The sequence below is a fragment of the Streptomyces botrytidirepellens genome (genome assembly GCF_003721215.1).
Classification (GTDB): domain Bacteria; phylum Actinomycetota; class Actinomycetes; order Streptomycetales; family Streptomycetaceae; genus Streptomyces; species Streptomyces himastatinicus.
Genome location: NZ_RIBZ01000553.1, coordinates 1 through 3,050 on the forward strand (window position 1 = coordinate 1; position 3,050 = coordinate 3,050).

At 75.0% G+C, this 3,050-nt stretch carries 3 protein-coding genes; all 3 read right to left on the minus strand.

All coding sequences use genetic code 11. The features are described from left to right. Window positions 1-1,123: magnesium chelatase ATPase subunit I (locus EEJ42_RS32695; protein ID WP_184503381.1), on the minus strand; the 1,123-nt coding region annotated here is incomplete at its 3' end. Window positions 1,124-1,169: 46 nt separating this feature from the next. Further along, window positions 1,170-2,741, minus strand: coding sequence for a cobyric acid synthase (locus EEJ42_RS32700; RefSeq protein ID WP_123105571.1), 1,572 nt, complete (start codon window positions 2,739-2,741; stop codon window positions 1,170-1,172). Continuing rightward, window positions 2,738-3,050 (minus strand): cobalamin biosynthesis protein (locus EEJ42_RS32705; RefSeq protein WP_184503382.1); only part of this gene is annotated, 313 nt, incomplete at its 5' end. The genes EEJ42_RS32705 and EEJ42_RS32700, both read right to left, overlap by 4 nt.

Here is a 3,050-nt window from a genome sequence, read left to right on the forward strand (position 1 = left end):
CGTCGGGGCCGTCCCCGCCGCCGGACCCTCCGCCCCCGCCCGGTCCGTCGGGGTCGTCATCGGGGCCCTCATCAGCATCTGAGGGTTCCGGCTCGGGCTCCGGCTCCTCGTCCTCGAACTGCCGCAGCACCTCGTCCAGCTTGTCCTCGTCCAGCCCCGGCGCGTCGAACGGCGCCCGCCGACGCCGGTGGGGGAGCGACAGGAGCGCGGCCTGCCGTACGTCCTCGGTCCGCACGTCCGTCCGGCCCGCCCAGGCGGCCAGCGCCGTCGCCGTACGCGCCGTCACGATGTCCGCGCGCATCCCGTCCACCTCGAACGCCGCGCACACCGCCGCGATCTGCCGCAGCGCGCGGTCGCCCAGCCGGACGGCGGGCAGCAGGGCGCGCGCCGCCGCTATGCGGTCCCGCAGCTCGCCCTCCTCGCGCGCCCAGCGCGCGGCGAACCCGGCCGGGTCCTCGTCGTACGCCAGCCTCCGGCGCACCACCTCGACCCGCTCCTCGGTGTCCCGCGACGCCGTGACCTCGACGGTGAGCCCGAAGCGGTCCAGCAGCTGCGGCCGCAGCTCGCCCTCCTCCGGGTTCATGGTGCCCACCAGCAGGAAGCGCGCGGCGTGCCGTACGGAGACGCCCTCGCGCTCCACATAGGAGGCGCCCATGGCGGCCGCGTCGAGCAGCAGGTCGATCAGGTGGTCGTGCAGCAGGTTGACCTCGTCGACGTACAGCACCCCGCGGTGCGCGTCCGCGAGCAGCCCCGGCTCGAACGCCTTGACCCCGTCCGACAGCGCCCGCTCGATGTCCAGCGACCCGACGAGGCGGTCCTCGGACGCGCCGACCGGCAGCTCCACCATCCGCGCGGGGCGCGCGTCCCCGGGGGCGGTCTCGTGCGGACCGTCCGGGCAGCCCGGATCGGGCGCGGCCGGATCACACGAGAAGCGGCACCCGGGGACGACGTCGACCGGCGGCAGCAGCGTGGACAGCGCGCGCACGGCCGTCGACTTGGCCGTGCCCTTCTCGCCGCGCACCAGGACCCCGCCCACGGCGGGCGAGACCGCGTTGAGGAGCAGGGCGAGCCGCATGTCGTCCATTCCGACGACCGCGGTGAACGGGTAGGCAGCGGTGGTCATGCTTCGGTACCTCCTACGGTGCGTGCGGGCTCGCGTCTTGTCGTGCTCAATCCGTTCCTCCCGGCGCCCCGGGCGGCACGAAGGGCAGCCCGTCCGGTACGCCGCCCTCGATGAGCCTCAGCAGCGCGTCCGTGTCCGCGTGCTCCTCGATCAGATCGCCCAGCCGGTCCAGCTGCTCCTCGCGCAACTCCCCGAAGCGGGTGTCCGGCGCGGGCACGAACGCCCGGCCCGCCGCCTCCGCGACCCGCCGCAGGAAGGCGCGGCGGAAGCCGTCGCTCTCCAGCGAGCCGTGCCAGTGGGTGCCCCACACCGGGCCCACCCGGCAGCCGTCCAGGAACGGTTCGTCGCCCCCGTGGAGCAGTTCGGCGACCCCGTGGTGGATCTCGTAGCCCGCCACCGGTTCACCCAGCGCCTCGCCCACCGGCCGGGCCAGGGTCTTGTCGGCAGCGAAGCGGACCCGTACGGGCAGCAGCCCGAGGCCCTCGACCGCCCCGGCCTTCGACTCGACCTCGTCCTCGATCGCGTAGCCCAGCGCCTGGAAGCCGCCGCAGAGCCCGAGCACCGGCCGCCCCTCCGCGGCACGCCGCGCGATCGCGTCGGCGAGACCGCGCTCGCGCAGCCACTCCAGCGCCTTCACGGTGCCCCGGGTGCCCGGCAGCACCACCAGATCGGCGTCGGCCAGCTCCTCCGGGCGGTCCACGAAGCGCACGATCACGCCCGGCTCGGCGGCCAGCGCGTCCACGTCGGTGAAGTTGGACATGAGCGGTACGGCGGCCACCGCGACCCGCAGCACGTCCGCGCCGTGCGGCGGTGCGACGACGCTCTCGCGCACGGTGCCGCGCAGCGAGACGCGCAGCCCGTCCTCCTCGTCGATGCCGAGGCCGTGCGCGTACGGCAGCACACCGACGGTCGGCCGTCCGGTGAGGTCGCGGAGCATGTCCAGACCGGGTTCCAGCAGGCTCACATCGCCGCGGAACTTGTTCACCACATAGGCGGCGATGTGCCGCTGGTCCTCGCGGGACAGCAGCGCGGTCGTGCCGAAGAAGGACGCGAAGACGCCGCCGCGGTCGATGTCCCCGACCACGACGACCGGCAGCCCCGCGGCCCGGGCAAGACCGAGGTTGACGATGTCGGTGCGGCGCAGATTGATCTCGGCCGGGCTGCCCGCGCCCTCGCAGATCACCGCGTCATGCGTGCGCCGCAGCTCGCTCAGGCAGTCGGTGACGGTCTCCAGCAGCCCTTCGCGGCGCCGCTCCGAGTGCAGCCTTTCCTCGGGGGACGACCCCCCAGACCCCCCGTAATACCCGCGCGCGCTCATCTCGCCCACCGGCTTGCCGAGCAGCACCACCTGGCTGCTGCGGTCGCTGCCCGGCTTCAGCAGGACCGGGTTCATCAGGGCGCTCGGTTCGACGCGCGCGGCCGCGGCCTGCATCGCCTGGGCGCGCCCGATCTCGGCGCCCTCCCGGGTGACGAAGGAGTTGAGCGACATGTTCTGCGCCTTGAACGGGGCGACCCGGAGCCCTTTGCGCGCCAGCCAGCGGCATATGCCCGCCGTGACGACGCTCTTCCCGGCGTCCGAGGTCGTTCCCGCGATGAGCAGTCCGCCCCCCAGGGTCATCGGTTCACCCTTTCCTGATCGGCTCCGGGGCCCCCACCGGCTCCGGAACGGCCCACGACGGTGGCGAGCAGGGCGAGCGCCGACACCCGCCGCGAGAGGCGGATCGCCCGCGGAATGTCGGCCGCCGTCACGGGACGGCCGCCCGGGTTCAGCACCGGGCGGTGCTCGACCCGGCCCGCGTACGCCAGCGTGCCGCCCAGCCGGACCCCCAGCGCGCCCGCGAACGCCGCCTCCACCGGGCCCGCGTTGGGGCTCGGGTGGCGTCCGCCGTCCTCGCGCCAGGCGCGCCGCGCGCCGCGCGGGTCGGGC

Bases quoted from the DNA above. Each gene is read 5' to 3' on its own strand.
- EEJ42_RS32700 (WP_123105571.1), bottom strand. From the start codon at position 2,741: ATGACCCTGGGGGGCGGACTGCTCATCGCGGGAACGACCTCGGACGCC.